Origin of the sequence: Halalkalibacter wakoensis JCM 9140 (assembly GCF_000513095.1) — a bacterium.
In the GTDB taxonomy this organism is placed as follows: Bacteria; Bacillota; Bacilli; order Bacillales; family Bacillaceae_D; genus Halalkalibacter; species Halalkalibacter wakoensis.
This window is the reverse complement of the sequence record NZ_BAUT01000057.1, coordinates 1-24,354: the sequence shown is the minus strand read 5'-3', so window position 1 is coordinate 24,354 and position 24,354 is coordinate 1. Positions and strand designations below refer to the sequence as shown.

The window sequence follows — 24,354 nt, the reverse complement described above, 5'->3', positions numbered from 1 at the left end:
ATTCATCTATAAAGTTATTAATTTCTCTACCAAACTCCAAAGCGGTTCCTCCCTTTTATTCAGAGACCCATTCTCTAAAACTTTTAGATGTTCCATTTAAATATTTAATATATAACACACCATAGTTATCAATAACATAATTATAGAGCCCTAAGTACTCTTGTCCTTCAAATGTATCTTTTTGATATGAAGAATTATTAATAGGCAGAATTGCTACTTTTCCTCTATAACCATCATAATATCCTAATTCCCAAGGCATCCACTTCGAATCAGAAGAGTTATCAGAGGTGGCAAAGAACAAACTTCTACAATTTTTCATTCTGTTTCTTAACTGATTTGCTGTTTGAGCATTTACATTCTCTCTACTCATTTGTCTATCTTCAATCCAATCTACATAGACCTCATACCCTTTTTCCTCTAAAGTGTTTTTCAGTCCTAGAATTACCTCTGCATCTTGGTAACTGTGAGATAGAAAGATGTCATAAGATTTAAACGGACTGTAGGCATTGTAACTCTCATTTAAGATCTTCGATGCTGTTTTAGTATTGAAACTTTTTTGAACTACTGAATTTGCCTTATTAATTAAGTCTCTTCTTGAAAATAAAGCCATCTAAAACTCCCCCTAAATAAAAAAATTGTAAAATTCTGTAGTTAAATTGTACCATAAAATATATAATAGTACATAAATAATACGAACGTATTTTCGCAATAAATAATTAGGAGGTTACTGATGAATATATTTGATCAAATATTTAGCAGAACTAAGGTCTCACCATTAAAAAGAAAAAACGATATTGATTTTGAGATGAAAAACCAAAGTGAAAGTTTAATAAATAAGGGTTTTGAAATAATTTCAAAGTTCCAGAAAGAAGATCACAATTTAATTCTATATAGACACTTTTTTGACGAAACGCCCAAGGAGGAGGAATCGATAATCTTTCTTGGCATTAGAGTCGTGACTAAGAAAGGAATTCTTTACCCTGATCCAGTTTTAAAAGCATTCTTCAGTGATGACTTTACTGATATTTCTTTAGCCGATATTGAGATTGAAGAATATCTTTCTAATCACGGTTATGGAAGCATACTACTTAGCACCCTTATTGAGATTGCAAAACAAAGGAATATAAATAGAATTACCGGCTGGATATCCAGTGTTGATAGTGATCATATAGAAAGATTAGTTCACTTTTATAAGAAGCACAATTTCGAAGTGTACTTAGATGAAAATAGCAGAGATAGCCTAAAAATTGGAGATTTAATATGGAAAAATATCTAAATGAAGGAGATATACAAATGAGCAGCCAGTTAAATAGTTCTTCATTTGAGTACCTATTAGGGACAATCATTAAAGATGAAATATCAAACTCTGTAAATAACTTGTACAAGGATAAAGAATATTCATCAAAAAAATATTTAACTATAAAGGAAGTTGCATCTATAACTGGTATTGGCTCTTCCGTAATACGACAATTGACACTATCGAGAGCAATGCCTCATCGAAAAGTAAAATCTCGAATAATTCTGGACGAAGAGGAAATTAAAGTAACAATTGAAAATTATAGAAAGGTAGGGTGGACTGATCCAGATAAATATTGGGATGTAAAATCTGTTCAATCTGAAATTACCAACTTTCATAATACAAGGGAGGAACCAAAAATGATTGATGAGATTGTTAGAAAAATTATTAGAGAAGAATTAGCCAGTTTTTCTAGTGAAATTAAAAAAATGACAAAGAAGGACAAAGAAAGTTACTATGGCAGAACTGTCCTTACTATTAAAGAAGCAGCCAATCATTTTAGAACAAGCCCGGCTACTATCTATAGTTTAATCAAAGAAGATGGCATGCCACACTTTAAAATCCATAGCCGGCATTATATTGTTCTTGAAGAGTCAGAATCCTACTTGTGGAGGGAAACTGCAAAATCTTATGCGGATGAAGGTAATATTTATTGGCAGCGAATTTTGCAAAGACTTGATTGGGAAGAGAAGGAAAGAAATCTGGCCTACGAAAATGCTTTAAAAAGATTAGAGGAAAAACAATTTTAATACTCTTCTAAACAAAAAAACAGAAGAGTATATTTTCCCTTTCTGTTTTTTTCCTTTTGAAAACAATCGTTCTAGATTCCTATGGTTTTTCCTTGGTATACCATCTTTGAGTATAACCATCTCTTTTGTAGTATTTTGATTTAAATTGTTTCAGCGCTGCTTGATATTGTCCAAGAATCAATACAGCATCACTATTTTGAGGTAATGTTTCATCGTCTAGCAAATCCAAATATTCAATGGAGGGGTCATCAATTAGTACCTCTTCCTTAACCTCGTTCAACAATCTATTAATTAACTTAACCTTTGAAAAAGTGCACTGGCACCACCCGGATTATGTCGATTCAACTTCGACATCCTTCAAGTGGTACCAGGCGCTAATTAATCTGAAGCAATATAAACCTTATTATCAGCAGTCTCTACCTCTCCCCATACTCCGCTTTGCCTTCAACACGCGAACTTGCTGCTTCAACAATTGATTCTCTCTAACTAATAATTCATTCTCCAATTGGTAGTTACGAATTTGTTTTTTCAAAAGTGACAGGTCGTACGCTACTTTTAATTCGTGAATTTCTCCCAATTCCTCCTAACCTCCTCTTAGTCACCGGCTATGCTTTTGCTAGGTTCACAAACCTTCCATATTCCTTCTCAAACAAAGCTTCCACTGTTCCAACTGGTCCATTTCGCTGCTTTGCGACGATGATTTCCACTTTGTTTGGCTGATCCGTGTCATGGTCGTAATAATCATCACGGTACAAAAAGGCCACAATGTCTGCATCCTGCTCAATGCTGCCTGATTCCCTAATGTCTGACATCATTGGCCGTTTCACTTGGCGAGATTCTACTTTTCTTGATAGCTGCGAAAGAGCGATAATCGGGACGTCGAGTTCTCGAGCCATTGCTTTTAGAGAACGGGAGATGTCGGACACTTCTTGTTGGCGGTTTTCGCCTCGTTTGCTAGAAGGCTGGATGAGCTGGAGGTAATCAATGATGACGAGATGTTCGCGATTCGGGTATCGGCGTTTGATTTCACTTAGTTTGGAACGAATTTCAGAAACTTTGATACTCGGGTTATCGATGATTTCCATATCCCATTTTTCAATGGCTCCGATGGCGTTTGCGGCTTGCTGATAATCATCAGCGGAAAAGAACCGTGTCGGGTTTTTCCACTTCACACCGTCAATCCGACCTTCTGCGTTGATGAACCTGATCGCTAGTTGCTTATCCGCCATTTCTAAGGAAAAAAACGTCGTTACTCCTCCCTTCCGGCAATTTACGGCACCTATGTGCAAAGCAAATGCCGTCTTTCCGACAGACGGTCTTGCCGCGACGATGATCAAGTCCTGCTTCTGCCACCCTCCTGTCATTTTATCGAGATCAATGATGCCGCTTGGTCTTCCTGTTAGGTCTTCAGTCAGCTCATGCATCGTATCCGCGACATCAGCAAGAATCTCTTTTTTCGTCCGATGTTGTTTCTTAATGGTCAGCTCCTGTATTTGTTGAAGTTCCGTGATGAGAGTATCAATCGTCTCATCGTTCGCCTCACTGTAAAATTGTTCAGTAAGCTTGACGGCTGATCGCCTTCTAACATGCTCAAGGATCAATTCTTCGTAGTGCTTGAAGTTACTTGTTGTTGCGACGGCATTCATCAAATCAGATAAATAGGCCACTCCCCCAACCGATTCGAGGACATCACGTAACATCGTGACAACAGCTACAAGATCTGGAGGGGTTTCTGATTTTTCTAATGCTCGCATCGTTTGAAAGATGATCTTATGGCGGGCTTCGTAGAAATGTTCTTCCTGCAAGCTACATTCTTTGATTAGCTCAGGCTCAAGGAGAATGGCTCCAATAACAGCTTGTTCAGCGACGGATGGATGCTCACTCATGCTCTGCCTCCGTGAGTCCAAGTTGCTTGAGCCGAGCTTGAAACTCTTCTATTTGTTCTTTCGTTGGGGGATTCTGGGATGCACGTTTTTCGTACTCCTGCGTTTTTCTCAATACGGTGTTTTCCTGAGGTGGGTAAGAGGCTATATCTGAGATTGTCGGTGGCCAAGGGTTTGTGATGATGTATTCATTCAACCGTTTCATTACCCCAGCAAGGTCCATTTGCAATAAAGCGGGAACAAGGATTTTCATTTTGCGTTCAGTGAGTTCATAGGATGGGTACACTTCGTGAATGGTTAAAAGAACTTCGGCCGCTTCCTCATTTGTCATGAAAAATCACCTCTTTTCACTCGTTCAAGTAAATCAGTTGGGGAAGTTTTCTTAAAGCTCTTCTGGAATTGGGCTTCATCCGCTTCAATCGCTTGAATGGTTGTTACATTTTGATTTACCCATTTTTTCAAAATTCCTTCTGCATAATCCCAGCGTTTTTGCCTCATCAACGACTTTTGGATCGCTAACAGCACCACTTCTGGACTTAACTCTTTTACCCAATGGACAATCGACTCTGCGATAAACGGATTTAAGACTCCCATGTTTTCTTCGTAAAAACGAAATACCGCGGCGTATCGCTCTTGTTCTTCTTCTTCTTCTTCTTTTTCTTCTTCTTGTCCACTTATCGTCAACGTATCGTCTGTTTGAAGGCAAAAAGAGTCGTAGAGCGCCCGAATCGACTCATTGGCTACAAACTCTCCAATGTATTCAATAAGAGAGCGGCCCTTGACATCCTCTAGCTCCTTTTGAATGCAATCAAGCATCGGTTTGCCTCCACGCCCGAGGTTATGCTTGGCCCAGTTCTTGATCGCAAGCTCCCTTGTTTCCGCGTTATACCGAATGAGCTTATGCTGGTTTAAAAAGCGCTCAAATAACAGCTGTACGGTTTCGACGGAGAAACCCGTTTCAAAAGCGACTTGTTTTTTCGTAATCCGGTAAATGCCAATTTGAGTCACTTGCGGATTGGTGAGAAGATACATGAAAAAGAACTTATCCTCCGGTGTCATCTCCTCCATTACCTTTGGATCATGCCAGAATCCGGTTTGAATCATGCGGAATTTAGCCATATGAACAACCCCCTATTTTATGTATGTTTTCAATTTATATATAGGGAGATGAGTTGATTTTCGTAGGAGGATTTTTTAGGAGATTGCAATTTTTTTATAATAAAAGAAAACAAAAGAAGCAAAGAATGAAATCACTATAGGCGATGGCTAACGTACAAGTAAGGTAAAAAAAGCGTAAAAGTGGGTAAAAGATTATCATTCCACTCAAGTCAGAAAGAATCTCCTTGTAATATGAACATGTTACTATAACGGTGACTTCTTTCTTTACCGGAGGTCGCGACGTTATTCTTCTTGGTCAATCAAAAATGTAGCGAGCATATTTATAGGTATAGAGAAAGGCACAACGCAGATAAAATTCGCTAGTTGTGCTTCTTTCTCTTTAAACAGGTAACTTCCCCTTTAATAATTTGGAGGGCTTTTTTACGTAATACTGATCACAGTCATAAGATTGTACCGTCTCTACCACCATGTTATTCACTAGTAAAATTGCATCAAGGATATTAAAGTAAAAAAGCCTAGTTACTTATTCTCAACAAGGAACTAGGCTTTTGGACTTCCGCAATTGGGCGCTCGATTAAGGGGCTTTCATTTTCTGAACAGTATGTTTGTACTGTTCAGCAATTAAGTTTAATAAGATTGTTTTTCTAATTCTACATTACCCTCGTTAGGTTATATAAGCTAGATTGATTATTTTGGTTGTCTTTTTTCTATATGAGATATAGCAAGAGTTTTCATTAATAAATTCAAGTAAGTAAACAAATATAAGACGAACTCCAACATAAAATAAAAAGGGATTTGAATTGTTTCAAATCCCTTTTACATATTCTTTAATTAGTTCCTACAACTTTAGCCTTTTTTCTATATGGTAGTATCTTGTTTGATTCCACTAAGACTTTATCAAGAGAATTAATGTTTTCACTTATGGAATTTCGTAAGCTCTTTCCAGCTTTTAAATTTGATCTTACAGTTCCGGTTAATACTGAAGAAGCTGGTGATACTTCAATTCCCCCAGTCATCCGAGTAGCCTTTGTTTTTGCACTTAGAACAGGGGAACGCTTGATAATGATTGTATCATCACTCTTATAATTCACAAATTCTTTTTTCATGTTCACCCTCCTAAAATTAACCCTTTGAAATAATCAAAGAAGTATTCGTGTTGGTCTATTATAGCATATTGAATCTCATCTTCGTAAGCCTTAACCTGATTCACATTCCAAGGTACATTTAACTTAAAATGAAGACATAAAACAAAATTACCTAAAGGTTCGGTGACGTACAACATTTGTTTTTCTTCACGGAATGTTATTAATCTTACTTGGTTATTATAAGCTTCTACAACATAAACGTCTTTTTCATCTAAATTGTAAAAATGATCTGGATCTATTGCATCGGTTGAACCCACTAAAGATAACATTCTGTCTGAATCTTTATCTATAGTGTACAGTGAAGCAGCAAAACATCCATTACTTGAATTTACTGCCATTGGATTTATATCTCTAGCCTGGATAATCTCTAATGGTCCTCTTAAAAAGCGAGTACCTTGTTCAAGGAAATAGGACCATGTTTCCACTCCATTTTCAGAGACATCATTTCTTATCTCTAATAATTGCAAAGTATAGTCAGCATAAGCTAATAAGTAAGATGCTTGTCCTTTTAATTCCTCTATTTGTTCTCTTTCAGAAACTAATCCTACAACAGAACGTAGAGTTGTACTAAGCATTGAAGATATGTTTTTTGCTTGTTCTTCTGCTCTTGCAACATTAAAGTCATAAACCCAATTTCCATTTCGGTAGACTTCATAAAGGAAAGCCCAAACAAATGGATCGGTTAAAGCCAATAGGTCTTTAAAGGTTCCTTCCTGACTTAACTCGCTATTTATCCATTCAGACAGAGGGTCAAATGGGGAATTTGGTATCCTATGGTGTGTTTCTTGATAGGTTTTGTACAGTTTGTCAAATTCTTTCCTTAAAAGAGTAAAATTATGCTTTACAAACGGGGACACAAAAACAAGTATATGTTTATTATGTTGCAAAGCGGCTTTATACTCTAGATATGTTGGAGTGACATTGCCATCTAAAAGTCGAGAGCTGGCTCCTGACTTGTTATTGATTAACAGTACAAAGATGTCACATACACTTACCACATCCAAACATTGTTTTAGCGTGTCCTTCTCCCAAGTTCCAAAATCACCATCTTCAAATATAGGGACTTCATGACCATTTTCCTCTAATTGTTTCTTAATTATTTTCCGAGGTTCCTTTAAATCATTTTCATATGCAGAACTAATAAAGATTCTTGTTTTATTAATCAGTTGAAACACCCCCTTAATACAACGATTGCTTATTCAATTATACCATTTTTCTTAATTTTTCCATTCGTAAGGGATAAGAGATCTGAAGCCATAATTCTTGAATTTTTAAGCTTTCTCATAAACCTTATTCTCAGTGATCGCTACCTTTCCCCATAATCCGCTTTGCCTTCAACACACGAACTTGCTGCTTCAGCAATTGATTCTCTCTAACTAGTAATTCATTGTCCAATTGGTAGTCGCGAATTTGCCTCTTTAATTGTGACAAGTCGTACGCTACTTTTAATTCCTGACTTTCTCCCATTTCCTCCCAACCTCCTCGAATTCACCAGCTATGCTTTGGCTAAATTCATAAAAAGCGCCTGCCACCACCCGGATTATGTCAATTCAAACTTCGGTTGGTGACAAGCATGTAAATTCTATTCGTTATGGCTCTGCTTTTAATCTTTTACATACGAGTTTTTGGTTCGCTTCAATTGTACCTAACCAGCCAATGAATGAGTTCACAACTCTAGACATCTCTATGAACTACATTGTTTCTAACAGCCTTTAATCCTTTCGTTTTAAAAGCTTTTTTCCTCCCCTTCCCATCGTCTCAACATTAATGAGCGAAACTGGGCGGTTCTCGCTAAATTCCCAAAAACAATCCCTTTTGAGTAAGGAACATGAACACCTATTTTGTTACAGAAGATAATAAGTGATTGCTCTGCTCCTCCTGCTTCTACTCGGTCGACATGATAATGAGAGACCCAATGACACAGTTCATTTTTAGGTGACTCTAAAGGAAAGAAAAAGATTCGTTGAATTTCACTAATGCAAATAGGAATCTTTGTTTGATAGCCGGTTACTGCAATCGTAGAGTCCTTTCTTCCAGTAAGGGATGAACCATTGTAGCAACAAGAATCTTTTAAAATCGTTTTAGGGCTTTTCTCAACGACATAACTCGTTAACTCTTCCGTTACCATCGAATGCAAATTTCCGTAGTCGTCATACATAGGGGCAATGAGCATCGTGTCTCTCGTAATAAGGTATTCACTTAGTTTCTTCAAATCTTATACACTCTCCTTTTGTTATAATGTTTTCATTTTTGACCAAAAGGAGTATACTCAACATGAGTGGAGCATACTCCATCTCTGTAATCCCTTAGGGAAGCTTTACCAGGGCGTCCTAAGGGGTTTTTCGTGTGCTTTTACATAAAATTCACCCCCTTTCGTGATTGAGTTTCGAGCCATGTTGCTAGGTTTTGAATGTTTTTCTGTGAGTTTTCGAGGATCGTGAAGTCATCTTTGACACTTTTTCGACTGTTGAACGTGCTCCAGATTGGATTGGTTGTTGAAAAATCAATGATGGATAACGCGCTCATTCTTGTTTCGATTTCATTCATTTTTTCAGAGAATGTCATTTGTGATGTGTCTTTAATCGCATAGTAAGCAAGTGCGTGTAAGAGAGGGAATGATGAAAGAATGTTTTTGTTGTACATCCCGATCGTATACGGATCTTCTAGTTTAAATAAAGAGTCAAACCACCTTGTCACTAGTTCAACATGTTCGTCTTTTGTCAGGTTTGAGTCGATTGGACCTTTTGGAATTTTAATCAATAGATCCTCTTTAATAAACACAGCGATGAGTTTTCTAAGCTGCGATAACGATAGAAGGTTTTCGTTGACCGGTTTAATAACCGCTCTCTTCTCCATTTCGACTCCAGCTCTTTGCAAGTTTTCATTTTGTTCTAATACATCATTTGTTATTCGGTTAATTTCACTTCTAGAATCATAGGAAATGAGTTTTGACAAAGCTACCTTTTTCCCTTTCGTATTGAAATCAATGTATAGTTGATTGACCGTATCCGTTGATAACCCTTCAAACGATTGAATAGAAACATATCCTTCATCAATAAAGTCTCTAATTTTCTCCCCGATCCAAATTTCTTCAACCTCTTCGCTTGAGAGCTTCTCTTTTACGAGCTGCCTTAGCTGACATATGGCTTTAATTCGCACACTCCCATCTATTACGGTCAAAACAGGATCATTTAACAAAGATGACTGGATACTGCTATTTACAATCAGTGGAGGAATGTAGATATTTCCTTCTATGTTGTTTTCAATATACTTTTTAAATAACCTCACTCGATACTGATTCGGTTCACGGTACTGAAGTTGTTTTGTTTCAACGAGTTCAATGAGATCTTTAATGTTCATGACTAGCATGTTTTGCTTAATTTGCTTGTGTTTTTGCACGTATCACACCTCTTTCTTCTGTAATAATCGTTAAAAACGTCTCGGTTAAATAACTAACGGCTGAGGTACTTGATAGCCTTGATAACTTCTTTTTCTGTTCATCATAATAAGGGGCAAAAAGAGGATCTGTGTGCTTCCATGAACAGTGCGTTTTGAGGATTTTGAGTGAGTGAATGGCTTCTTTATGAGTCAACTTATGTTGTTTTGTTAAGTAGAAAACGGTAAGAGCCAGTGCTACTTGAACACTTGTCATACCACTTACAAATTTGTTCCGATTGTTCATTTCGCTTGGGAAGATCTCCGTCCAAATGGTAAAAAACAGTAAAGAGGTCGCTTCTACTTCTAAGGGGTTAATGTTTCTGTAGTAGGGTTGTCCTTCTTTATATCGTACGTTCCCTTCGTAAAGGGCAATCAGACATTTTCTCATTGTAGCTAAACTTGTGAGGGCACTATTTTGATTGGTGAGTCTAGATGAGGTTTCTTCGATCTCATATCTCGATTTCAGCTGCGAGCTGATTTGCTTAACGAGTGAGGAATAGACGTCTCGTTTATCATATTTAATGACAATACCTGAATGAACATCTTTTCGCTCCATATTAAGGTCCGTGAACAACTGCCGTTCTGCCGTTTGGTCAATATCTAAGTAGATTTGTAACGATATTTGGTAGTTACGTAAATGCTGAATGATGTTATCTACTTTTCTAATCTCAACATCATTCTTTGCTAACATCTCTAACTGTACTTTGTGCATTTCCATTTTTTGAATCGCTAGCCTTAATCCCGAGGCACGATGTTGGCCATCGATAATATAAAGTTTGTTTCCTGGTGTAATGGTCCATTTATCACCTTTAGCTTCAATCGCTCCCCTAGCCGAAAAAATAAACGGCGAAAAATAAAACGTTCCATCTTGGATCGTATCCAAAATAAATTCACTAATTTCATTGCGTTTACGCACGTCCAGTTTCCTTTGAACCAGATCATCTACTTCAAACAATGTGTCCAAGTAAAAAAAGGGGATTTGGGTAACCAAAATGTCTTTTGAAAATTGTGTGTAGCTGTGTCCACTTAACGTACTAGTTACGTCATTGTTCATTGTTTTCACCACCTTAAGGCTCAGTATACAAGTAGTGACAATTTTCTTGCAATTGTTATTTAACCGCTTGAAAAAGATTTCCTGTATGATAATCTTACGAGTTTTTATGTATATATTGATTGTGGTTCGTTTTCATTTAACATTCTAGTGACTTCGCTACATTGCGTTTTGAACTCGTTGCGTTTTCGCTTGTTACGCATAGGTATGATTAAAATTTCGTACTTGCACGTTAGTTGTTCGTTTCAATTTTCGTCGAAATCTATCTAACTACTTCACTTTAAGTGAAAGTAATTTACTTAAGTGTGTTTTTTATTTGTTTTGGACACTTGTTTGATGTTTGTTTCTTGATTTTTAGTTGTCTATTTTAAGTCAGCTTACTTCATACAACTAAGATCTTGAACAACTATAACGTATGCGTTTTGACAATGATAGATTTCCTTACAGTTTTTTCAAGTCTTGTTATTGCATCTTCCTTTATTTTCTTCAAAATCCTACTAGATCTACAACAGAAATGAGGAGATTATCTAGGATAAATTGAACAATCTATGATATAAATCGTTTATCAATAGAAAAAACGTCGTATTTAAACGACGTTTTTGGAATGTGTTTTCGTTAAGAACAGGGCTAACATTCGGGGGAATGGTGAGGGATTTAGTCTATTCTCACAAAGGTCTTTCCGTGCTCACTCACTCTTCAATATAATCAATACTGTTACTTTCACAAAATTCTTTTGCGACTTCTTTATAACTCTGATCACGGTATTCATACCATTGATGAATCATTTCTAGCCTATGTAGCGTGTCTTTAAAACGTCGAAATGCTCCCTTTCCTTTAATAGCATGTAGCAATAAGTCTTGGTTTTTTGGATCTGAAATACGATAACAAAACCTTTCGATCATGTCATACTCATGAATGTCAAAGCTAGTAGGGAGAGAGATATACTTACCACTGCTTTCAACTATATCGTATGCTCGCTGCGCTTCCTCTTGTTGCCAATCGGGTAAATGTTCATACTCTTCTCCATCTTCCGCTATAAGCAATGCCTTTTCTGAAACATAAACGATTTCGCTTGTTTCACGATTAAGATACGCAAGACTCTCCTCCGATTGCAGTTCTATTCCTTCTAATATGTCTTCTAGTTTTACTGGCATCCTTGCTCCTCCTGATTTTTATATTTTGTAAACTATTCGTCCTTTCACTTCCCGCAACCGCCTCGCCGTGTTTGCCTGTTTGATTCATCTTCTTCCTCAAAAAGGATTTTTTCTTTTCTTTTATAATTGGTTCTTTAGGAAGTCTACTATCAAAATAAGGATCAAACAACTGATTAAGTAAATTAATTTGTTCCCCATTATCCGTCTCTTCAGTGGCATTCATAATCACATTAGCAGTAATCTTGAAGCATCAGCAAAATCAACATTCTGATCTTAAAACAAATTACCACTATCATCCATGATAATCGTTTAATTTTTTAGCCATAGCTTATGAAATATTAACCAACCGTAACCACTTAGTTGAATGCCTTGGAGGAGCACAGGGACAATTCTTCTGCTTTCGCTTAGACGATGCTACTGGCCCTGAAACTAACCGATTCACTGTCCAAATGAAAAGAACCTTCACCAAAAAAGGAACGAGAGCTTACGTTACTTAGCTCTCGTTCCTTTTTAAGATCAGTAGTTATGATTGTAATAATCCGGGAACTGCCCCGTACCTTGTCCGAACGCGTATCCATGTTGCCAATGATAATCATGAACATTTTTCTTCTTGTGGGCAGGTTTTTCCTCCGCTAATGCTTCATATTGAGGTTGCTCATATTCGTGATGCCATTGCTGCTGCTGATGTCCATAGTGATACCCCGGATACTGTCCAACATATCCATGCCCATAATGACCTGGATAAAACCCTGGGTGATGCCAATTGTGACCAAACCCATACTCCGCGGGTACTGCTGGAGCAAATCTGTGCATTGCATTTACAAACATATTATCACCTTTTCCTAAGATCTTATATATCTTATTAAAGATGGACGGGATAAGAGCTTATCCTTTAGATAAATTAGGCATTTGGCAGCGCGAATGCTGGCAAATTTCACCGATTCTACAACAATCTCATAAATTCTAAAATACAGCTTGTACTCAATGTAAAACTCTACAAGAAGAATGTAGATGTCGTGGATTCACTATACTTTTTTCTATAATCGAATAAAATGTAGAGACAATACCACCTCTCCATTTGGGAAGGTGTTTATATAGATCAATTAAGGGTAAATAAAAACATGCTCCTACTCAATTTAACAAAGGTGTGATTGATATGGACAATAATACAAACGAAACAAGACATTCACATAATAAAAAGCCTTGGTATAATCAAGGCTGGATGTGGCTCATTGTTGCCGCAATCGGGATTGGCGTTCTATTTTTCGCTCTTTCTGGCTTAACAGATGAAGTCTCTCATTTGAACGAGTCAATCCAAGATCAAACAGAAGCCATTGAAGAACAAACACGAGTTTCAGAATCGATTAAAGAAAGCATGGACAACCTCATTACAACCATTCAAGATGCTGTAAACACTCTAAGTGGAGCAAGTAGTTAACCTTTAACCACATTGATCGAAAAACAGGAGGGGCATAAGGTGCTCGCTCTTGTTTTTACTATCAGTCGGCGAAAATGTCGGAACTTGCTAATATTACTATCCAAACCATAAAAAAGTTCCTGTCACCACCCGAATAATATCGATTCGACTTCGACACCCCCCGGTGGTGACAGGCACATCAATCAACTTTGCAGCACCCCCATGTTGAGTTGATTGGCTTGTAGTTGAAAAACCAAACAAATGATCACTATCATCCATGATAATCCTCTAATTTTTCAGCCATAGCTTATGAAATATTGGCCAACCGTAACCACTTAGTTGAATGCCTTGTACAGTTGTTTGGTATGTATTCTGTTCGGATGAATGGACAGTAAAGATAATAGTAGCATCCTCTGTTAACTGTTCTTCGACTGCTAGAAATGCTTGGATAAAGCTTTCATCATCAGACTGTTTTTTGATCGTTTCAAAGCCTTTGTCCAATTCCTCACGTTGGGATTCGTTAAGAAATCTGCGAATTCCATATTCATTACGAAGCAAGATGAGAATGGACAATTTGATATTATCTTCAAATCCTTCTCCATTGTATATCGCATCAAATGATAACATCAGTTGTTCATTGTAAAGATCCGACAATTCAATCGGATGCACGTCTACCATAATGCCGATCTCAGATAGTTTTTGTTTCATCCAATAGGCATCTTCTAAAAAATCCTCAAAGCGCAAGGCAGCTAAATGGATTGTTTCCCCTTCATAGTTAGAGTTTTTAGAAAAAGTGCCTGTCACCACCCGGGTTATGTCGATTCAACTTCGACAAACTTCGAGTGGCGACAGTTAACCTAAATTGAAAAAAATAAATAAAATGAAGAAATCGTGAGTATGTGTCCAAACATAGGGGGTTGAACCGAATTTACTCCATAATCCATGCAGCCAAATGTTTAATTGCTCTATTATATAGTGAGCTATTGCTACTTAATCTTATTTACCTTCCTCTAATGTAGGCACTGAACCTTCAAATGGTTTATCCGCAACTTTAATAGACTCCGTTGGACAGCCTTCTAGTGCATCCTCCATGTCACCTAAGAGATCTTCTGGTACTTCTACAAAACCTTTGTTTTCATCCAATATCACAAAAGCAATTCCGTCATCATCATAGTCATAAATATCTGGAGCCGCTGCACCACAAGCACCACAAGCAATACATGTTTCCTTATCTACAATCGTATATTTCGCCATTATTTCTCCTCCATTCTATTTATTCTAACAATTAATATGCTATTACCCTATTTTTCTCTTTTTCTTGTTCACTTCTTGTCTTGTTTTATACCTAGTAGCTATATAAACACCGCTAAAGATCAATGCTCCTCCTATCACTTGGGCAAATGAAAGTGCCTCATTAATAAATATAAATCCCAAAATAGCTGCAAAAATGGCAGTTAAATTCATATAAACTGAACATTTAGCAGGCCCCATTAAAAAAACAGAACGATTCCAAAAAACAAATGAAATGATTGATGGAAAGATCCCAAGATATAATAAGGCTAACCATTGTGTGCCCGTAGCAATCGAAAAAACGGATTCATATTTAATCCATTCATATAACGTAAAAGGAGCAAGTAAAATGACTGCAAATATTGAACTGTACCCGAAGAGTGCTAAAGGGTGAATGTTTAGTTTTTTTCGAACCAATAGAATCGAGTATACAGCCCATGATAAAACTCCACCTAACATGATCACATCACCTATATTCCACTCAATTTGCATTAAGCGTGTGATGCTGCCATCAAACATTACCCACACTATCCCAATTAATGAAAAAATCACAGCTAAAATTATATTTCGCTTTGGGTACTCTCTCATTATGATAAATGATAAAAATATCATAAAAACAGGCGATAAACTATTTAAAATAGCTACATTGATAGCTGTTGTATAACTGAGGGCCCAATAAGACATGATATTGTACCCAATCACACCTGTTACGGCAAACCAGAAAAATAAGCCAATATGCTTTTTTACCTGTTGCCACTCTTTTTTTAGTGGGGTGAAAATAAATGGTAAGATAACAGCCACAGAAAAGAGAATTCGAATAAATGATATAGTTATAGGAGAAAGATCTGGGGCTAAAAAGCGTCCAACAACTGCATTTCCACCCCAAAATAATGTTGCCGTGATTAGTAGTATGGATGGATAGTTCCACGATCTACGAATTATCTCATTCATAGTCTCACACCTTTTCCATCAATAATTAAAATAAAACAACTATATTAATACCAACTAAAACCATCAAGCCTCCCACTATTGTTCGTACAGTTATATTTTCAGAATTTTTAAGCAAGAAATAACTTAAAGGTGTTACTAAAATTGGGGTTGAAAGAGTAATTAAGTTAGCAATTGATATAGGGATGTAGAACATTGAGCTTATTAAAAAGATTTGTGCACTTATTGTACAAATTCCACTTACACAATAAAGCTTTATTGCCTTACGGTTAGCATTTTTAATTGTCTTCATAAGATTTTTTGTCTTTAAACTAAAGATCATATGGAAGCCAAGTCCAATCAGGGCTCCTAGCAGTGCACCTAAAATCGGTTCGTTCCATTTTAGAACAGCAACACCACGAAGAATATTGCTAATCGCATAAGATAATGCGCTTAGTAAAGCAATCCAAACACCTGGCATGATATATTCTTTCAGGGAAGGAAATGCAACAATTCGCGCCAAATCTCTTCGGAACGCTTGACGGTGCTGTGAAGGAATATAACTGATTGTTAATAGTCCTGTTATCATGAATAAAATAGATATCCAATCAGTCAACGCTAACCGTTCCCCTAAGATTAATCCCGCTATAATAACTGTAAAGATAGGATTACTTACTTGAAACATACTAGCTTTTGAAGGGCCAATTTTTATGATTGTTTCAAAGAAAAGCCATCGCCCTAAGTATGTTGAAAAAAAACCTGCACACACAAAGAAGAAGAAGGCCGGCCAGTGAATGTAGAAGGTACTATCCCTAATAAGAAGGTGACTAATAAACAGTACACTGGCAAAAATCACATTTACACTAATTGAAATGAAAAAGCCAACTTTAATATTGAGGAGATTAGAAGCTACTTTTGTTACAATGATATTTATAGAAAACAAGATCAAAGCAATAATTGCAAAAATTTCTCCCATACTCCTACCTCTTTGAAGTTAAATTACTTTTTTTAACTCCTAATGGTACCGAAACTTGATATTCTAATAAGATTTCTTCTCTTAATTCCGCTGATTTTAAGGCTGCAACACAAACTTCTAAATTTGCTCTTGCCCACATTCCATCATGTATAAGAGGTGTACCATATACTATGGCTTCATACATTTCATCTAAAACAACGTCCCTACCATTTGTAGACGTCGGTATTATCAACTCTTCAATATCATTTTCACCGTATACAAAAATCCCATTTGGTGATTGACGTATATCTCCTTTCTCACAGCTGACTAGCGTTAAACCGAAAAAAGGATGATTAGTTGAATTATCCCGTTTGGAGGAAACTGATTGATAGCCACGACTATTTTTTTGTTTGATTTCATCCTCAGGCTCAACGTGTTTTCTATTTGTTTTCTCGAATTGCCATAAGGCTGATTACTTTTAACAGGACCTCCCTCACCCAATCCAAAGGTTAATTCAGTCGTATGAAAATGATCATATCCATTATAAATAGCTGTAGCAGTAACGCCATTTTCAAACTCCAGCCAGACAGAATGACTCCCTTCAGTATTTCGTTTCAGGTCCCAACGACCGGTTGAAGCGCGTACACTTCTTACATTCCCTCCGCCTAAAAAGCGAATTATATCAAACTGATGGGACCCTTGTCTGAATGTAACGCCTCCCCCTAATGAAGTATCTAATTCTTCAGGGGTACGAGGTCTATAAATCCAATCATTGTAATAAAGATTGTTGATCATTCTAACATCACCGATTTGGCCACTATCAATAATTTTTTTCATTTCAATAATCGGTAACTCAAAACTATGAGAATGACCAACAAGCATATGAACATTATTCTTTTGACAAATTTCTATCATAGAGGAAGCTTCTTCTATTGATGTAGCTATTGGCTTCTCTACTATGATATGCTTTTTATTTTCAGCAGCAATAAAAACATGTTCCTTATGCAGTTCAGTCGGTGTTGCAATATAGATAAGATCAATACTGTCGCTTGCACACATCGCCTCGATCGTTTCGTAGGCATTCGCATTAAAGTCTTTCTCAAACTGCTCACGCCGTTTTGGATCTCTTGTTGCTGCAGCTGATACGGTCATGTTTGGATGTTTTTCAACATTAGCAATAAACTCAGTTCCAGCTATTCCTAATCCTGCAATTCCAACCCTAATTTGAGAGCTCTTCATTGTACCACCTCTTATCTCTAAGCTAATAACTTAAATAATTTGTGCTCTAAATAATTCCAATTTAACTGGGCATTAAATTGTGTACCTAAATCTGGTAAATCCTTGAAGTCCTCAGGTGGAATTTCAACTGGTTCAAAACCAGATTTCACTGCTTTTAATGTTGTTTTAGCTAACTGATTTAATGTAAGAGCCTGTACGGTCGCTTCCTCAATACTCATTCCTGTAACAGTAATACCATGCCCTCTTAATAGGACAACATCTCGCTCTCCCATAACTTTAATCATTTCTTGCGCTTGTTCAGGTTTAGTAATCAAATAAGAATGTTCAAATAAAGGAATACCTTCTCTTGCCATACGGGCTGCTGGGATATTAAATGCACCAATTATAGGCTTTAAGGGTATGTTAGAAATGCTACAAATCACGGCTTCTGGAGGATGTGAGTGTACTACACAATTTACATTCTTCCTCACTTTATAGATTTCTCCGTGTACAGGGAGCTCATTTGGAGGCTTATGCTCTTCTAAAAACTCTCCATTCCCATCAAAGTCTACTATTTTAATATCATCTGGAGTCGTATATAATAGTCCTTTCTCTTTAGGTCCTCTGCAACGGATTAACATCTTGTTTTCATCTATTCTTACGCTTACGTGACCTAGTATCCCATCAAATTGCCCCTCCATCGCTAGAATCTGACAAGATCTTGCTACTTTTTCTTTGAGTTCTTTTATGGAAGCCAAATGACTTCATCCTTTCTATCTAGAACTAGTTTTTTATTTCTTCAACTTTTTTACGACCTTTACAAATATCAATAATCTCGTCAATATTCGGTGCATAACGTGTGTTCCAATCTTTTGCTACTCCTGTTAATAATTCACCCTCATCATATTTGTTTTCTTCTTGTGGTAACGAGATAAATTGCGCCTTTTCATAGTCACGAATGACACATTTTGGGTCTTCTCCCTCTTGAACACGTTTCATCTCATTCATTAACATTTTACGGTACATGATGATTCCTTTATCGGATGTCCCTAATTTCTCTGTTGTTCGGTCAGCTATTTCTCCTTGAGTCACCCATGCCATCATGTCCTGACCATCGATATAATCGGTAATAAATTCACCATTTTCATCTTTTAACGGGCATTCATACAGCGAAATGGGATAATCTTTTGGAATCTCCACACCTTCTTTTGGGACAAAACATGTATACCAAAAATGCAATGTGTGGGTATCGTCGACTGGTACGCGAATCTGGAAGGTATGCGCCCCTCCATCTCCTACTCGTAACATCGTTGGAAAAACAACGGGATGACCGATTCTCCAGTCTTCACATTCCTCTGTCTGTCCTTCTAGAATTCTTCGTTTAATAATGCCATACTCGAATTCATCAAACCCAATCTTCACATGGTGTTTACTAATCGGCCAATCCGAAGCTGGTCGACCATCTTTTTCAAAAATGTGTTGGAAATATCGTCCATGCAGCCACTCTAAGTGAGTAGGGTCCATCGAGTTCTCCATAATTTGCAACCAGTTACAAGGAATAACTTGGTAGCCAATTGTTCTAATGACATTATCTTCTACAAATAAATCGAATTTCGGCAATTCAGGAGCAGGCTTTGGTCCCATATAGGCAAAAACCAATCCTCCAACAGCTTGAACTTCATAATAGGTAATTTTAACTCGATTCTTAAACGTACTATTTTCCGGTTCATTTGGTTGTTCTGTACATTGACCATCATTTCGGAAGCACCAACCATGATATTGGCAACGAATTCCATCATCTTCTGGAATTCCATATACTAACGATACTTTTCGATGAGGGCAGCGTTCTTCTATTAGGCCAAGTCCTCCTTTTCGATTTCGGAATAACACTAAATCCTCACCAAGAAGTCTCACCTTTTTTGTAGCTCTTTCCCCAATTTCTGACTCCGCAGCGATTGGGTGCCAATATCTTCTTAAAAGCTCCCCCATCTCTGTACCAGGTCCTACACTCGTTAATCGATTGTTGTTTTCAGCTGATAATACCATAAAACTCTCCCCTTAATTTAGTCTTCAAGTTCTTGAGCAACAAAGCGTTTTAATTCTTTTACTTCTCCTTGCCAATCACATTCCGCACACCAGAAAAAATAAACTGTTTCATCAACCTTCCAATATTCATTTAAAAAGCTGAAGCTTTTATGGGCCAAGGATTTACCACAATGTGGACAATATTTAACAGGGAACTTTACCTCTTTTACTTTTGACATTTCCCTCCCCTTCTCTTTTAAAGTTGATTTTTCACATAGAATTACTATGTTATTATGTTAAAAACCCTCCTAGACCTTATTAAACTCTATACCTAGTGGGTTCTTCCGTTTCAACTATATACTTTTAATTTTTTTACGACCTTTACAAATATCAATAATTTCATCAATATTTGGTGCATAACGGGTATTCCAATCCTTTGCTACCCCTGTTAATAATTCGCCTTCATCATATTTATTTTCTTCTTGTGGAAGTGAGATGTATTGCGCTTTCTCATAGTCACGAATGACACACTTCGGATCTTCACCCTCTTGAACACGTTTCATCTCATTCATTAACATTTTCCGGTACATGATGATTCCTTTATCGGATGTCCCTAATTTTTCTGTTGTACGATCAGCTATTTCTCCTTGAGTCACCCATGCCATCATGTCCTGACCATCGATATAATCAGTAATAAATTCACCATTTTCATCTTTTAATGGACATTCATACAGCGAAATCGGGTAATCTTTTGGGATCTCGATTCCTTCCTTTGGAACAAAACATGTATACCAAAAGTGTAATGTGTGGGTATCATCAACTGGTACTCGAATCTGGAATGTGTGTGCCCCTCCATCTCCAACTCGTAACATTGTTGGGAAAACAACAGGATGACCAATTCTCCAATCTTCACTTTCCTCTGTCTGTCCTTCTAGAATTCTTCGTTTAATAATGCCATACTCGAACTCATCGAAGCCAATTTTCACATGATGTTTGCTAATTGGCCAGTCTTCTGCTGGGCGACCTTCTTTTTCAAAAATATGTTGGAAGTAACGTCCATGCAGCCATTCTAAGTGAGTTGGATCCATTGAGTTCTCCATGATTTGAAGCCAGTTACAAGGAATCATTTGATAGCCAATTGTTCTAATGACATTATCTTCTACAAATAAATCGAATTTCGGCAATTCAGGAGCAGGCTTTGGTCCCATGTAGGCAAAAATCAGTCCTCCAACAGCTTGAACTTCATAAGAGATGATTTTAACTCGATTCTTAAACGTACTATTTTCGGGTTCATTCGGTTGTTCTGTACACTGACCATCATTTCGAAAACACCATCCATGGTATTGACAGCGAATCCCATCATCTTCTGGGATGCCATACACTAATGATACTTTTCGATGTGGACAGCGTTCTTCGATAAGACCAAGTCCCCCTTTTCGATTACGAAATAACACCAAATCCTCACCAAGAAGGCGCACCTTTTTTGTAGCTCTTTCCCCAATTTCTGATTCCGCAGCGATGGGATGCCAGTATCTTCTTAAAAGCTCTCCCATTTCTGTATCTGGTCCTACACTCGTTAGTCTCTTGTTATTTTCTGCTGATAATACCATTTCCTCTCACTCCTTTTTAAATTATTAATCTAGTACACCAATTTCCTTAAAATAGAGTTCTGCTCCAGGATGTAGTTTTGCAGGAGCTACATTAGCCATTTGCTCAGGCGTAATATCAGCTATATTTTTATGAAGCGATTGATATTTATCAATATTTTCAACAATGGCCCGTGTAATCGTGTAAGCCTCTTCAACAGACATGTTAGGGTCGGCAATTAAAAATGCCCCTGCATTAGAGGTTGATACATCTTTTTCTTGAAAACTGTATGTTCCAGCCTCAATAACCCCAGGCTGTAGTCCCATTCTCTCTTGTAGAACTTGTTGTGCATTCTCATCGAGATCTAACATTACTATATCAGTAGAAGTGGCTAATTCTTGAAACGTTGAGTCAGGAGCAAAAACAGGAACTCCCACCAAATCAGCACGATTATTTCTAATCAAATCACTCCCTGGACGATATGGTTCATAAAATACACTACCACCCCATGATTCAATATCTTCATATGTGAATCCATACGCTTCAAAAATATTTCGGTTCACTGTTTCAGAAAGATTCCCTCTTTGGTTCACCGCTGCTCTAAGTGGAGCTTGTTTTTCACCAATATCAGCTAGTGACTCAATACCATACTGATCAGCAAACTGTTTAGATATCACTACTTGAACTGGAGAATTATCGTACAAAGTAGCAAGGGCATACACTTCATCAATTTGATCATTAAATGGTTCCTCCCCATTTAACCCAGCCATTACTTCAAAGTTAAATGCAATCCCTAAAGGTACTTCACCTTTTGTTACATTTACAACATTCCCAACACCACTACCAGTTTCATAGCTATATTGTAGATTAGGTACCTCCTCTCGGATTAAACTTCCAATTCCTTCTCCCAACATCGACCAAAATCCACCTGCCGATCCACCTACTGTTGTCAATGTAAGTGAATCTAGAGGAGTAATTTCTCCAACCTCTTCTATAGTATTTTGTTCCTGTTCGCTTGTATCAGGCGTAGGCTCTGAAGTTGCATCGTCCCCCCCACACGCCGCCAAAGAAAGTAATGAAAAAGCCATAGCTGATAAAATCCACTTGTTTTTTCTCATTAATAAACACTCTCCCTTTTATATCAGTCTTTAAAATTAAGCCCCGACCTTATGTTTATTGAATGTAGGTAGTTTGCGATTGTTTTTGAACATATAAATTATGAAAATCGTTGCTGTTACAATATTCAACAAAACGTTCGGATAAATCATAGAAAGCGCTACCAAAAATAAGAAAATTCGTACTGGCCTAGTTAACTTATCTTTCATGTATCCCTCCATACTAGCAGCTAGTGCATAAACTCCTAGTATTGCTGTGACAACAGTTAAGATAATAGATATTACACTACCTTGCATTAGTAAGGTCGGGTGGTACACAAACATAAACGGAATAATAAAACCTACCGAAGCTAGCTTTGTTGCTTGTATCCCTACTTTCAATGGATTTGCATTTGCTATCCCTGCAGCTGTATATGAAGCAACTCCAACTGGAGGTGTAATAGCTGATAGAGCACAGAAAAAAACAAGGAACAAGTGAGCTGGTAACAAATCTATTCCTAGCTGAATGAATGCAGGAGCTACTAAGGCTGCTACTAGAACATAGGCAGATGGCGTTGGCATACCCATACCTAGTAAAATACATATGAAAGCGCCTACAATTAAAGAGAAAAAGATCGCTTCACCAGTTAGAGCGAAGATAAGTGATGTGAACTTGCCTGCAAGTCCTGTTAAATTTATTATACCAATGATTATTCCTGCGGCAGCTGTTGCTACAGTCAAAGGGATAATATGATACACTACATCTGTGAAAATTTCTTTTATTTGTCTAATATTAATTCTTGTTGATCTCTTAACATAACTGATCAAAAATGTTGCAATAATTCCATATGTTGCAGCTAAAGATGGTGTAAATCCTTTTTCCATCGCCCAAACTAAGATCACTACAGGAAACACATAGAAAAAACCAGTTTTCATTGTCTTCGTTAGCCTTGGAATCTCATTTTTCGGAAGACCAACTAATCCAAGTTTTACAGAACGAAAATGAACTTGAAAATAAACTCCTAAATAATAAAGTAAAGCACCTAATACGGAGGCTACAACAATATCAAAATAAGAGATACCAGTAAATTCAGCCATTAAAAAAGCAACTGATCCCATAATAGGAGGTAAGATCGTTCCTCCTGATGAGGCACTTGTTTCAACGGCAGCTGCATAAACTGGGTCATATCCTTTTTCCTTCATATTTGGAATATTAATTGAACCAGTAGTAGCTACATCTGATGTTGGACTACCAGATATACTCCCAAATACCGCAGAGGTCGTTACCGCTACTTTTGCCAGACCACCTGTCCGTCTACCTACTAATGCAGCACATAGGTCTATAATAAATTGACCGGCACCTGACTTTTTAAAAAAGTAACCAAATGTCACAAATAGAAATGCATACGTTGCAGCCACTTGTACTGGGGCACCAAAAACGCCGTTTGTTGTAAAGATCAGTTCCTCTAGGATGCGTTGGTTTGAAAGCTCGCGGTGCCCAAACGTACCAGGAAGGTAGTGTCCTACATAAGCATATAACAAACCTAAAACTAATATGGAAGTAAGTCCAAAACCTAGGGTTCTTCTACATAACTCTAGAACACCACAGATTATAACTAGCCCAACAAGGTATCTAAAGTGGTTAAAGAATCAAGTCCACTAACTCTTTGTAAAAAATAATCCATATTCCAAAGAATGTGCATACAGGATAGAAAAAATACGGTTGATAGTATAACATCAAACACAGAAGGGTTTTTTCTCACCTTTTTGGATCCTCTAGTTGTTAAGAAAGATAAAGGGAGTAGAAACATTACGAAAATAACACTATAGTGATACGGACTCATGTTTCCTACCCCGCCTAACCACATTGTAAAACTAGAAATACCTAAGGCAAAGATTACAAAAATGTAATAGTAGATCCCTGTCGGTAACTCCCTATGTCCCTCTTGAAAAAGAAACCTAAAAAATTTGTTCTCCATACAACACCACCTCTCCCCTATTAATC

At 37.2% G+C, this 24,354-nt stretch carries 28 protein-coding genes and 1 pseudogene; 3 read left to right on the top strand and 26 right to left on the bottom strand.

The features are described 5' to 3' along the window. Positions 1-55: 55 nt before the first annotated feature. The gene (locus tag JCM9140_RS16750; RefSeq protein WP_052002342.1) at positions 56-610 is read right to left on the bottom strand and encodes a toll/interleukin-1 receptor domain-containing protein; all 555 of its coding nucleotides are present in this window, start codon (positions 608-610) and stop codon (positions 56-58) included. 120 nt (positions 611-730) lie between these two features. Between JCM9140_RS16750 and JCM9140_RS22735 the strand changes: the two genes are divergently transcribed. Both JCM9140_RS22735 and JCM9140_RS16740 read left to right on the top strand, forming a co-directional pair. After that, positions 731-1,276, top strand: a complete 546-nt coding sequence (locus JCM9140_RS22735; RefSeq protein WP_052002341.1) for a GNAT family N-acetyltransferase — start codon at positions 731-733, stop codon at positions 1,274-1,276. Then, complete coding sequence (locus JCM9140_RS16740; RefSeq protein WP_034749131.1) at positions 1,261-2,046, top strand: helix-turn-helix domain-containing protein; 786 nt, start codon at positions 1,261-1,263, stop codon at positions 2,044-2,046. Before JCM9140_RS22735 ends, JCM9140_RS16740 begins: the two co-directional genes overlap by 16 nt. A gap of 406 nt (positions 2,047-2,452) precedes the next feature. On the opposite strand, the gene JCM9140_RS23910 is transcribed toward JCM9140_RS16740, so the two are convergent. The 12 genes from JCM9140_RS23910 to JCM9140_RS16685 form a co-directional block, all read right to left on the bottom strand. Continuing rightward, positions 2,453-2,623 carry a hypothetical protein gene (locus tag JCM9140_RS23910; protein ID WP_156314909.1) on the bottom strand — a complete coding sequence of 57 codons (171 nt, stop codon included), beginning with the start codon at positions 2,621-2,623 and terminating at the stop codon, positions 2,453-2,455. 28 nt (positions 2,624-2,651) lie between these two features. Further along, complete coding sequence (dnaB, locus tag JCM9140_RS16730; RefSeq protein ID WP_034749125.1) at positions 2,652-3,932, bottom strand: replicative DNA helicase; 1,281 nt, start codon at positions 3,930-3,932, stop codon at positions 2,652-2,654. Continuing rightward, positions 3,925-4,260, bottom strand: a complete 336-nt coding sequence (locus JCM9140_RS16725) for a replicative helicase loader/inhibitor (RefSeq protein WP_034749122.1) — start codon at positions 4,258-4,260, stop codon at positions 3,925-3,927. Before JCM9140_RS16725 ends, dnaB begins: the two co-directional genes overlap by 8 nt. Further along, a complete protein-coding gene (locus JCM9140_RS16720; protein ID WP_052002340.1) occupies positions 4,257-5,048 on the bottom strand; it encodes a DnaD domain-containing protein in 792 nt (263 codons plus the stop codon). The genes JCM9140_RS16725 and JCM9140_RS16720 overlap by 4 nt, the downstream gene beginning before the upstream one ends. Positions 5,049-5,875: 827 nt before the next feature. Beyond that, on the bottom strand, positions 5,876-6,154 hold the full coding sequence (locus JCM9140_RS16715) for a hypothetical protein (RefSeq protein WP_034749119.1): 279 nt from the start codon (positions 6,152-6,154) through the stop codon (positions 5,876-5,878). Between the two features lie 2 nt (positions 6,155-6,156). After that, positions 6,157-7,368 carry a DUF4062 domain-containing protein gene (locus JCM9140_RS16710; protein WP_034749116.1) on the bottom strand — a complete coding sequence of 404 codons (1,212 nt, stop codon included), beginning with the start codon at positions 7,366-7,368 and terminating at the stop codon, positions 6,157-6,159. A 121-nt stretch (positions 7,369-7,489) separates the two neighbouring features. After that, positions 7,490-7,660 (bottom strand): hypothetical protein, encoded by a 171-nt coding sequence (locus tag JCM9140_RS23905; RefSeq protein ID WP_156314908.1) that lies wholly within the window; start codon positions 7,658-7,660, stop codon positions 7,490-7,492. Between the two features lie 259 nt (positions 7,661-7,919). Beyond that, positions 7,920-8,405: a competence protein ComK gene (locus tag JCM9140_RS16705; RefSeq protein WP_034749113.1), complete on the bottom strand. Its 486-nt coding sequence runs from the start codon at positions 8,403-8,405 to the stop codon at positions 7,920-7,922. A 140-nt stretch (positions 8,406-8,545) separates the two neighbouring features. Further along, entirely contained in the window at positions 8,546-9,592 is a 1,047-nt protein-coding gene (locus tag JCM9140_RS16700; RefSeq protein ID WP_034749110.1) for a DNA sulfur modification protein DndB, read from the bottom strand. Next, on the bottom strand, positions 9,570-10,685 hold the full coding sequence (locus JCM9140_RS16695) for a DNA sulfur modification protein DndB (RefSeq protein WP_034749108.1): 1,116 nt from the start codon (positions 10,683-10,685) through the stop codon (positions 9,570-9,572). Before JCM9140_RS16695 ends, JCM9140_RS16700 begins: the two co-directional genes overlap by 23 nt. Positions 10,686-11,371: 686 nt before the next feature. Next, a complete protein-coding gene (locus JCM9140_RS16690; RefSeq protein WP_034749105.1) occupies positions 11,372-11,836 on the bottom strand; it encodes a UPF0158 family protein in 465 nt (154 codons plus the stop codon). A 516-nt stretch (positions 11,837-12,352) separates the two neighbouring features. Beyond that, positions 12,353-12,664 (bottom strand): hypothetical protein, encoded by a 312-nt coding sequence (locus tag JCM9140_RS16685; RefSeq protein WP_034749102.1) that lies wholly within the window; start codon positions 12,662-12,664, stop codon positions 12,353-12,355. A 328-nt stretch (positions 12,665-12,992) separates the two neighbouring features. Here JCM9140_RS16685 and JCM9140_RS16680 point away from each other — a divergent pair, with 328 nt between their 5' ends. Next, positions 12,993-13,274, top strand: a complete 282-nt coding sequence (locus JCM9140_RS16680; protein ID WP_034749099.1) for a hypothetical protein — start codon at positions 12,993-12,995, stop codon at positions 13,272-13,274. A gap of 96 nt (positions 13,275-13,370) precedes the next feature. Here JCM9140_RS16680 and JCM9140_RS23900 read toward each other — a convergent pair whose 3' ends face one another. The 13 genes and pseudogenes from JCM9140_RS23900 to JCM9140_RS16625 all read right to left on the bottom strand — a co-directional run. After that, positions 13,371-13,532 (bottom strand): hypothetical protein, encoded by a 162-nt coding sequence (locus tag JCM9140_RS23900; RefSeq protein WP_156314907.1) that lies wholly within the window; start codon positions 13,530-13,532, stop codon positions 13,371-13,373. 9 nt (positions 13,533-13,541) lie between these two features. Then, the gene (locus JCM9140_RS16675; RefSeq protein WP_156314906.1) at positions 13,542-13,961 is read right to left on the bottom strand and encodes a periplasmic substrate-binding domain-containing protein; all 420 of its coding nucleotides are present in this window, start codon (positions 13,959-13,961) and stop codon (positions 13,542-13,544) included. Positions 13,962-14,249: 288 nt separating this feature from the next. Then, entirely contained in the window at positions 14,250-14,507 is a 258-nt protein-coding gene (locus JCM9140_RS16670; protein WP_034749094.1) for a 4Fe-4S domain-containing protein, read from the bottom strand. 42 nt (positions 14,508-14,549) lie between these two features. Continuing rightward, complete coding sequence (locus JCM9140_RS16665; protein ID WP_034749091.1) at positions 14,550-15,494, bottom strand: DMT family transporter; 945 nt, start codon at positions 15,492-15,494, stop codon at positions 14,550-14,552. A gap of 25 nt (positions 15,495-15,519) precedes the next feature. Further along, positions 15,520-16,446 carry a DMT family transporter gene (locus JCM9140_RS16660; RefSeq protein WP_034749088.1) on the bottom strand — a complete coding sequence of 309 codons (927 nt, stop codon included), beginning with the start codon at positions 16,444-16,446 and terminating at the stop codon, positions 15,520-15,522. Between the two features lie 4 nt (positions 16,447-16,450). Continuing rightward, positions 16,451-16,678 (bottom strand): hypothetical protein, encoded by a 228-nt coding sequence (locus JCM9140_RS24655; protein WP_235715386.1) that lies wholly within the window; start codon positions 16,676-16,678, stop codon positions 16,451-16,453. Between the two features lie 80 nt (positions 16,679-16,758). Further along, positions 16,759-17,664: a Gfo/Idh/MocA family protein gene (locus JCM9140_RS16655; protein WP_052002338.1), complete on the bottom strand. Its 906-nt coding sequence runs from the start codon at positions 17,662-17,664 to the stop codon at positions 16,759-16,761. Positions 17,665-17,681: 17 nt separating this feature from the next. Further along, positions 17,682-18,401, bottom strand: coding sequence for a 3,4-dihydroxyphthalate decarboxylase (gene phtC, locus JCM9140_RS16650; protein WP_034749085.1), 720 nt, complete (start codon positions 18,399-18,401; stop codon positions 17,682-17,684). Positions 18,402-18,426: 25 nt separating this feature from the next. Further along, positions 18,427-19,689, bottom strand: a complete 1,263-nt coding sequence (locus tag JCM9140_RS16645; protein ID WP_034749083.1) for an aromatic ring-hydroxylating dioxygenase subunit alpha — start codon at positions 19,687-19,689, stop codon at positions 18,427-18,429. A gap of 17 nt (positions 19,690-19,706) precedes the next feature. Beyond that, positions 19,707-19,907: a hypothetical protein gene (locus tag JCM9140_RS16640; RefSeq protein WP_034749080.1), complete on the bottom strand. Its 201-nt coding sequence runs from the start codon at positions 19,905-19,907 to the stop codon at positions 19,707-19,709. Positions 19,908-20,021: 114 nt separating this feature from the next. Beyond that, entirely contained in the window at positions 20,022-21,278 is a 1,257-nt protein-coding gene (locus JCM9140_RS16635; RefSeq protein ID WP_034749076.1) for an aromatic ring-hydroxylating dioxygenase subunit alpha, read from the bottom strand. A 24-nt stretch (positions 21,279-21,302) separates the two neighbouring features. Next, complete coding sequence (locus JCM9140_RS16630; RefSeq protein WP_034749073.1) at positions 21,303-22,373, bottom strand: TAXI family TRAP transporter solute-binding subunit; 1,071 nt, start codon at positions 22,371-22,373, stop codon at positions 21,303-21,305. 36 nt (positions 22,374-22,409) lie between these two features. Beyond that, a pseudogene (locus tag JCM9140_RS16625) lies at positions 22,410-23,975 on the bottom strand (TRAP transporter permease); the annotation flags it as partial. Positions 23,976-24,354 lie beyond the last annotated feature (379 nt).

Excerpts from the sequence above, each read along its gene's own strand:
- JCM9140_RS16750 (WP_052002342.1), bottom strand. The coding sequence starts at position 610 with ATGGCTTTATTTTCAAGAAGAGACTTAATTAATAAGGCAAATTCAGTA.
- JCM9140_RS22735 (WP_052002341.1), top strand. The coding sequence starts at position 731 with ATGAATATATTTGATCAAATATTTAGCAGAACTAAGGTCTCACCATTA.
- JCM9140_RS16740 (WP_034749131.1), top strand. The coding sequence starts at position 1,261 with ATGGAAAAATATCTAAATGAAGGAGATATACAAATGAGCAGCCAGTTA.
- dnaB (WP_034749125.1), bottom strand. The coding sequence starts at position 3,932 with ATGAGTGAGCATCCATCCGTCGCTGAACAAGCTGTTATTGGAGCCATT.
- JCM9140_RS16725 (WP_034749122.1), bottom strand. The coding sequence starts at position 4,260 with ATGACAAATGAGGAAGCGGCCGAAGTTCTTTTAACCATTCACGAAGTG.
- JCM9140_RS16720 (WP_052002340.1), bottom strand. The coding sequence starts at position 5,048 with ATGGCTAAATTCCGCATGATTCAAACCGGATTCTGGCATGATCCAAAG.
- JCM9140_RS16715 (WP_034749119.1), bottom strand. The coding sequence starts at position 6,154 with ATGAAAAAAGAATTTGTGAATTATAAGAGTGATGATACAATCATTATC.
- JCM9140_RS23905 (WP_156314908.1), bottom strand. The coding sequence starts at position 7,660 with ATGGGAGAAAGTCAGGAATTAAAAGTAGCGTACGACTTGTCACAATTA.
- JCM9140_RS16695 (WP_034749108.1), bottom strand. The coding sequence starts at position 10,685 with ATGAACAATGACGTAACTAGTACGTTAAGTGGACACAGCTACACACAA.
- JCM9140_RS16690 (WP_034749105.1), bottom strand. The coding sequence starts at position 11,836 with ATGCCAGTAAAACTAGAAGACATATTAGAAGGAATAGAACTGCAATCG.
- JCM9140_RS16685 (WP_034749102.1), bottom strand. The coding sequence starts at position 12,664 with ATGTTTGTAAATGCAATGCACAGATTTGCTCCAGCAGTACCCGCGGAG.
- JCM9140_RS16680 (WP_034749099.1), top strand. The coding sequence starts at position 12,993 with ATGGACAATAATACAAACGAAACAAGACATTCACATAATAAAAAGCCT.
- JCM9140_RS23900 (WP_156314907.1), bottom strand. The coding sequence starts at position 13,532 with ATGGATGATAGTGATCATTTGTTTGGTTTTTCAACTACAAGCCAATCA.
- JCM9140_RS16675 (WP_156314906.1), bottom strand. The coding sequence starts at position 13,961 with ATGAAACAAAAACTATCTGAGATCGGCATTATGGTAGACGTGCATCCG.
- JCM9140_RS16670 (WP_034749094.1), bottom strand. The coding sequence starts at position 14,507 with ATGGCGAAATATACGATTGTAGATAAGGAAACATGTATTGCTTGTGGT.
- JCM9140_RS16665 (WP_034749091.1), bottom strand. The coding sequence starts at position 15,494 with ATGAATGAGATAATTCGTAGATCGTGGAACTATCCATCCATACTACTA.
- JCM9140_RS16660 (WP_034749088.1), bottom strand. The coding sequence starts at position 16,446 with ATGGGAGAAATTTTTGCAATTATTGCTTTGATCTTGTTTTCTATAAAT.
- JCM9140_RS16655 (WP_052002338.1), bottom strand. The coding sequence starts at position 17,664 with ATGAAGAGCTCTCAAATTAGGGTTGGAATTGCAGGATTAGGAATAGCT.
- JCM9140_RS16645 (WP_034749083.1), bottom strand. The coding sequence starts at position 19,689 with ATGGTATTATCAGCTGAAAACAACAATCGATTAACGAGTGTAGGACCT.
- JCM9140_RS16640 (WP_034749080.1), bottom strand. The coding sequence starts at position 19,907 with ATGTCAAAAGTAAAAGAGGTAAAGTTCCCTGTTAAATATTGTCCACAT.
- JCM9140_RS16635 (WP_034749076.1), bottom strand. The coding sequence starts at position 21,278 with ATGGTATTATCAGCAGAAAATAACAAGAGACTAACGAGTGTAGGACCA.
- JCM9140_RS16630 (WP_034749073.1), bottom strand. The coding sequence starts at position 22,373 with ATGAGAAAAAACAAGTGGATTTTATCAGCTATGGCTTTTTCATTACTT.